The sequence below is a fragment of the Pseudomonas sp. genome (genome assembly GCF_033723075.1).
GTDB lineage: Bacteria > Pseudomonadota > Gammaproteobacteria > Pseudomonadales > Pseudomonadaceae > Aquipseudomonas.
The window spans coordinates 1-6,231 of sequence record NZ_JAWVXU010000049.1 but is presented as its reverse complement, the minus strand read 5'-3'; the positions used below and the strand labels follow the sequence as shown (position 1 = coordinate 6,231).

Genomic DNA, 6,231 nt, shown 5'->3' with positions numbered 1-6,231 from the left:
TGCGGCCATCATCATGGGCGTCAAGCGCGGCCTGTTCTCCAACGAAGCCGGCCTGGGCAGCGCGCCCAACGTCGCCGCCGTGGCCGAGGTCAAGCACCCGGTCGCCCAGGGCATCGTGCAATCGCTCAGCGTGTTCATCGATACCATGATCCTGTGCAGCTGCACCGCGCTGATCATCCTGCTCTCCGGCGTCTACCAGCCGGGCATGGAAGTGTCCGGCGTGATCCTGACCCAGACCGCCATGGCCAGTGTGGTCGGCGAGTGGGGCCGGGTATTCATCAGTATCGCCTTGCTGCTGTTCGTCTTCACCACCCTGATCTACAACTACTACCTCGGCGAAAACGCCCTGGGCTTCTTCAGCGAAAAGCGCTGGCTGGTACAGGCCTACCGCGTGCTGGTGATCGGCCTGGTACTCTGGGGTTCGCTGCAGGACCTGGGTACGGTGTTCGCCTTCGCCGACGTGACCATGGGCCTGCTGGCCATCGCCAACCTGATCGCCCTGGCTCTGCTGTTCAAGGTCGGCCTGCGCCTGATGCGCGACTACGACGGTCAGATCAAGGCGGGTGTAGAGTCGCCGGTCTTCGACCCGAAACAGTTCGCCGACCTGGACCTCGACCCAGAGGCCTGGCCAGAGGCGACGCCGCCGCTGAAGGTGCCCTCCATCGGCGCCAGCGTGCCGACCAACGTCCTGCACCACCGCTGAGCCTGTGCCGCCCGGACGCTGTTCCGGGCGGCTTTCGTTGGGTCATGGGTGCTTGTGCGGCCAAGAGGCTGGCACGGGCACCTGCGCTACACAGGAGTGATCGACCATGCGCCGTTATTTCCCGCTACATCTGTTGCTTGGCCTGCTGTTCGCCTCCTTCGTTCACGCCGAGTTGCCACGGGATTACCGGGTGATACTGCTCACCGAGAATTTTCCGCCGTTCAACATGGCGGTGAACAACAAGAACTTCGCCCGCAATGAGAATATCCAAGGCCTCAGTGCCGATATCGTGCGTGAGATGTTCAAGCGCGCCGGCATCGACTACAGCCTGACCCTGCGTTTTCCCTGGGCAAGGATCTATAAACAGACCCTGGAAACGCCCAATCACGGGCTGTTTTCCACCTCGCTGAGCGAGGCGCGGCGCCCCTTGTTCAAATGGGTCGGGCCTATCGCCCAGTATGAAAGCGTGTTGGTCGGCCTCGATGCTAGCGCCCCGCGCCTGGACAACCTGGAGCAGGCCAAGGCCTATCGCATCGGCGCCTACCAGAGCGCCGCGGTCAGCCAACACCTGGAGCGCCTGGGCTTTGCCCCGCAGAATGCCCTGCGCGATCAGGAAAACCTGCGCAAGCTGCAGCGCGGGCAGATCGACCTGTGGGCCACGTCCGACCCGGTCTGGCGGGTCTACGCCAAGGAGCAAGGCGTCAGCGGCCTGAGCACGGTCTTGAGTTTTGAGACCTCACAGCTCTATCTGGCACTCAACAAAGACACCCCGGATGAAGTGATCGAGCGCCTGCAAACGGCGCTCGAGCAGATGCGCAGCGAAGGCTATGGCAGCTGCGCGAAAAACCCGGAGCTGTGCTGAGCCGGGCCGCTAGTGTGCTGTCTTGCAACAATCATTGCTCAAGCAGCTGCGGCCAGCCTGTGTAGGGTGCGCGGGGCCGCCTAGGTCGTGCGCACCCTACGAACCGGTGTCATCGAAACAATAGAGGCAGCAGACTAGATGCCCCAGGCCTTGCGCAGCGCCTGCAAGGCCTGGGCGATGCGCGCCTCGGGCACGGCGGCGAAGCCCAGCACCAGCCCCGCTCGGCGATCCGCAGGCAGCGCGCTGTCCGCCAGCCAGTAGTCGCTGAGAGCATTCAACTCCACCCCCGCACCGGCCGCCGCAGCAATCAGTGTGCGTTCGCGCGCCAGGCTGGCCACCCGCACGCACAGGTGCAGGCCGGCCTCCACCACCGGCAACGGCGCACAGCCGGGCACATTCTGCGGCCAGCCGGCCAGCAGGGCATCCCGGCGACTGCGCGCGGCGCCGCGCATACGGCGGATATGTCGCTGAAAGTGGCCGGCGGCGATAAATTCGGCCATCACCGCCTGGCTACCGATCTCCGAATGGCGCATGTCCAGGGCGCGCCGGCGGGAGAAAGATTCGACCAGGGCCGGCGGCAGCACCAGGTAGCCCAGGCGCAGCGCCGGGAAGGCGATCTTGCAGAAGGTGCCGACATAGAGCACCCGGCCCTGGCGGTCGAGGGCGGCCAGCGGCGCCAGGGGCGTGCCGCTGTAGCGGTACTCGCCATCGTAGTCGTCCTCGACTATCCAGCTGTCGTGGCGCTCGGCCCAGTCCAGCAGCTCCAGGCGCCGCGCCAGCGACAGGGTGACCCCGGTTGGGTACTGGTGCGAGGGCGTGACATAGGCCAGACGGCAGTGTCCCGCCTGCTCCAGCGCCGCGGTATCCAACCCTTCGCCATCCACCGGGATACCCGCCAACTGCGCGCCGGCCACGGCGAAGGCATGGCCGGCGGCGCGGTAGCCGGGGTTCTCGATCGCCACCCGGTCGCCTGGCTCGACCAGCAACTGGGCGCACAGGCTGATGGCCTGCTGCGCGCCGCAGGTCACCAGGATCTGCGCCGGATCGCAGTGCAGGCCGCGGCTGTTGCGCAGGTAGGCGGCAATCAGCTCGCGCAGCTGTGCGTCACCGGCCGGGTCGCCATAGCCCAGGCGCGCCGCCGACGGCTTGCGCCAGAAGCGCGCGCTGAGGCGCGCCCAGGTCTCGAAGGGGAACAGGTCGAAGGCCGGCACACCGACGCGAAAGGCCCGCGGCGCGCCTTCCAGCGGCGCAGCCAGATGGTGCCGCTGCAGGCGCTGCATGGCCGGGCTGGCTGGCGGCGTGCCAGTCGCTGCAGGCGCGCGCACCACCGCGGCCAGCTCGGCGACATAGGTGCCGGCACCGACGCGGCCCGCCACATAGCCCTCGGCATATAGCTGGTCGAAGGCGCGAGTCACGGTGTTGCGGGAAATCCCCAGCAGGCCGGCGAGGTCACGGCTGGCCGGCAGGCGCGTGCCGCCGCCCAGGCGACCATCGAGAATGCGTTCGCGCAGGGCCTGGTACAGCTGGCGCGCCAGGCCCTGGGCCGGGTCGAGGCAGATGCCGGAGAGATCGACGGGAAGCGGCGCAGGCAGTGACATGGATTGGCTCTATAAAAGTCGCAAGAAGTGGATCTTACAACAGACCAATATCCTGCCTAGCATGGCCGCATCACCCAGGAGCCTGCCCATGTATAGCCCCGCCGCCTTTCGCCAGGACGATCTCGCCGCCCTGCACCAGCAAATCCTCGACTGTCGCCTGGCCACGTTGGTCAGCCAGGGCCCGAGTGGCCTGCAGGCCAGCCACCTGCCGCTGCTCCTGGAGCCCGGCGAAGGCCGGTTCGGCACCCTCTACGGCCACTTCGCCAGAGCCAACCCGCAGTGGCGCGACCTGGCGGACGGCGCCGAGGCACTGGTGGTCTTCCAGGGCCCCGAGGCCTATATCAGCCCCAGCTGGTACGCCGCCAAGGCCGAGCACGGCAAGGTGGTGCCGACCTGGAACTACATCGCCGTGCATGCCCGGGGCCGCGCCGGCGTGTTCGACGATGCCGAGCGCCTGCTGCAACTGGTCAGCCGCCTGAGCGCGCGCCATGAGGCCGGACGCGCCCAGCCCTGGGCGGTCAGGGAGGCGCCGCGCGACTATATCGACGGCATGCTGCGCGCCATCGTCGGCTTCGCCCTGCCCATCGAGCACCTGCAGGGTAAATGGAAGCTCGGGCAGAACCGCAGCGCCGCCGACCAAGCCGGGGTGCACGCGGGCCTGGCCGCCAGCGTCGACAGCCGCGACCGCGAACTGGCCGGGCGGATAAACGCCGATCACTAACCCGCACGAGGAAGAACCATGCCTATCGAAATCCGCCCCGTCAGCGCCGCCGACCACGCGGCCTGGCTGCCGCTCTGGCAGGGCTACCTGGACTTCTACCAGAGCGAGCTGCCCGCCGCGACCAGCGCCCTGACCTGGCAGCGCTTCCTCGATCCGGCCGAACCCATGCATGCGGCCCTGGCCTGGCGCGACGGCCAGGCCCTGGGCCTGGTGCACTGGATCTTCCACCGCAGCTGCTGGACCCGCGGCGACTACTGCTACCTGCAGGACCTGTTCGTCGCCGAGGGCCGCCGCGGCGACGGCATCGGCCGGCGGCTGATCGAACACGTCTACGCCGAGGCCCGGGCCGCCGGCGCCGCACGGGTGCACTGGCTGACCCACGAGAGCAATAGCGACGCTATGCAGCTCTACGAGCGCATCGCCGAGCGCCCGGGCTTCGTCCAGTACCGCAAGATTTTCTGAACGGAGCGCCACCATGACCCAGCATGACCTGTCCAACTGGCAGCCCCGCCCTGTCCCGCAACGCCAGCCACTGGCTGGCCGCTTCGTGCGCCTGGAGCCGCTGGATGCCGCGCGCCACGGCGATGACCTCTGGCTGGCCCTGCAAGGTCCGGACCCGGCGCTGTGGGACTATCTGGCCTATGGCCCCTTCGCCAGCCGCGCGCCCTTCGACGCCTGGCTGGCCGGCAATGCGCAAAGCCAGGATCCGCTGTTCTTCAGCGTGATCGACCTGACCCGCGGCCGGGCCGTTGGGCTGCTGAGCTATCTGCGCATCACGTCCAGGGACGGCAGCATCGAGATCGGCCATATCGCCTTCGGCCAGGCCATGCAGCGCACACCGGGCTCCACCGAGGCGGTCTGGCTGCTGGCCCGGCACGCCTTCGACGATCTCGGCTACCGTCGCCTGGAGTGGAAGTGCAATGCGTGCAACGCCCGCTCCCTACGCGCCGCCGAACGCCTCGGTTTTATCTACGAAGGCCTGTTTCGCCAGCATATGGTGGTCAAGGGACGTAACCGCGACACCGCATGGTTTGCCATCCTCGACAGCGAATGGCCGGCACGCCGCGATGCCTTCGAGCGCTGGCTGGCCAGCGACAACTTCGACGCCGAGGGGCGGCAGAAGCAACGCCTGGAAGCACTGCGCGAAGCGCCTGCCGCCGCGCCACCCGCAACGGCCTGACCCCCTAGTTCAGCCGTGACGCGGTGCACCCTACGCGGGCTGACAGCTACTCGATCTCGAACAGACCATCACGAATATGCGCACCCGCCAGGCGCTGACGGATGTCGGCATCGATCCGCGGATCGTCCGGATCGTAAAGCATCGCCTGGCGATAGGCGTTGACCCGGTTGATCTCGCTGCCGAGGAACTCCCAGACCACCCGGGTGCAGGCCGGGGTGCGCAGGTCGCCGCTGGAGACCCCGGTCTTCAAACCGTTGAGGCGACTGATGCGGCTCTTGAAGCTGGGGATCAGGATGGTCTGGCTCATTTCGTTGCCGGTCAGCGACTCGTAGTCGATCAGGAACAGCCGGTCCTGCAGGTAGAAGGCCGCACCCAGGTAGCGACAGCGCACCCACTCCTCGTCCTTGGCGCTGACGGCGCGCGACGGTTCCTGGCGCTCCTGGCGCTCGAACAGGTAGCTGCCGCGCTCTTCGCGCAGCTGCACCAGCGACAGCAGGATCTGCCCGGGCACCGACATGCAGTTGGCGTACTCGAAGTAATAACCGCAGTAGCGCGACAGGCTGCTGGCGAACTCACGCAGCGGCTGCAGCAACTCCAGCAGCGGATCGCCGCCGGCTTGCTGCTCCAGGCCACTGCCGCGCGCGCCGATCAGGTGGGCGAATTGCTCGCCCGGCAGGTTCAGCTCATAGGCCTCGACGCCGAAGAAATCGCAGATGCGCTTGAGGTTGTGCGCTGTCGGCCGGCTCTGGCCGCTGAGGTATTTGTTGAACTGCGCGCGGTTGATCGCCAGCTTGCGACAGACCTCGGCAATCGAGCGGTAGTGGCTGCACAGCAGCTTGAGATTGGACCCCAGGTAATCCGACATGCTGCAGTTCCTCTTGGCGCGAGCGACGCGATTGTAGCATCAACTCGCATCAGGTCGCCGCCACCCGCGAAATTGCATGACGAGCGCGTCTGGCCAACCATTCCCAGGCCACATGCTGACGCTGAATTTTTCCCCAACAACAAGAGAGAGAGACCCTCCCGCCATGCTCGATATTCTCAATGACCTGATCTGGAGCAAGCTGCTGATCGTGATGCTGATCGGCCTCGGTCTGTACTTCACCATCGCCTCGCGCTTCGTCCAGTTCCGCTACTTCGGCAGCATGTTCCGTATCTTCAGCGAGG

General features: G+C 66.8%; 7 protein-coding genes. 5 read left to right on the top strand and 2 right to left on the bottom strand.

Translation table 11 applies throughout. The features are described 5' to 3' along the window. Both R3355_RS24160 and R3355_RS24155 read left to right on the top strand, forming a co-directional pair. Positions 1-703: alanine:cation symporter family protein (locus R3355_RS24160; RefSeq protein ID WP_318963671.1), on the top strand; the 703-nt coding region annotated here is incomplete at its 5' end. A 106-nt stretch (positions 704-809) separates the two neighbouring features. Next, on the top strand, positions 810-1,565 hold the full coding sequence (locus R3355_RS24155; protein WP_318963670.1) for a transporter substrate-binding domain-containing protein: 756 nt from the start codon (positions 810-812) through the stop codon (positions 1,563-1,565). A 134-nt stretch (positions 1,566-1,699) separates the two neighbouring features. Here R3355_RS24155 and R3355_RS24150 read toward each other — a convergent pair whose 3' ends face one another. After that, on the bottom strand, positions 1,700-3,157 hold the full coding sequence (locus R3355_RS24150; protein WP_413243563.1) for a PLP-dependent aminotransferase family protein: 1,458 nt from the start codon (positions 3,155-3,157) through the stop codon (positions 1,700-1,702). Between the two features lie 94 nt (positions 3,158-3,251). Between R3355_RS24150 and R3355_RS24145 the strand changes: the two genes are divergently transcribed. The 3 genes from R3355_RS24145 to R3355_RS24135 are packed head-to-tail and all read left to right on the top strand — an operon-like array spanning position 3,252 to position 5,064. Then, positions 3,252-3,884 (top strand): FMN-binding negative transcriptional regulator, encoded by a 633-nt coding sequence (locus R3355_RS24145; protein ID WP_318963667.1) that lies wholly within the window; start codon positions 3,252-3,254, stop codon positions 3,882-3,884. Between the two features lie 18 nt (positions 3,885-3,902). Further along, positions 3,903-4,346, top strand: coding sequence for a GNAT family N-acetyltransferase (locus R3355_RS24140; RefSeq protein WP_318963665.1), 444 nt, complete (start codon positions 3,903-3,905; stop codon positions 4,344-4,346). A gap of 13 nt (positions 4,347-4,359) precedes the next feature. Continuing rightward, the gene (locus R3355_RS24135; protein ID WP_318963664.1) at positions 4,360-5,064 is read left to right on the top strand and encodes a GNAT family protein; all 705 of its coding nucleotides are present in this window, start codon (positions 4,360-4,362) and stop codon (positions 5,062-5,064) included. A 46-nt stretch (positions 5,065-5,110) separates the two neighbouring features. Here the strand turns inward: R3355_RS24135 and R3355_RS24130 are convergent, their stop codons facing one another. Beyond that, entirely contained in the window at positions 5,111-5,929 is an 819-nt protein-coding gene (locus tag R3355_RS24130; RefSeq protein ID WP_318951463.1) for a helix-turn-helix transcriptional regulator, read from the bottom strand. Positions 5,930-6,231 lie beyond the last annotated feature (302 nt).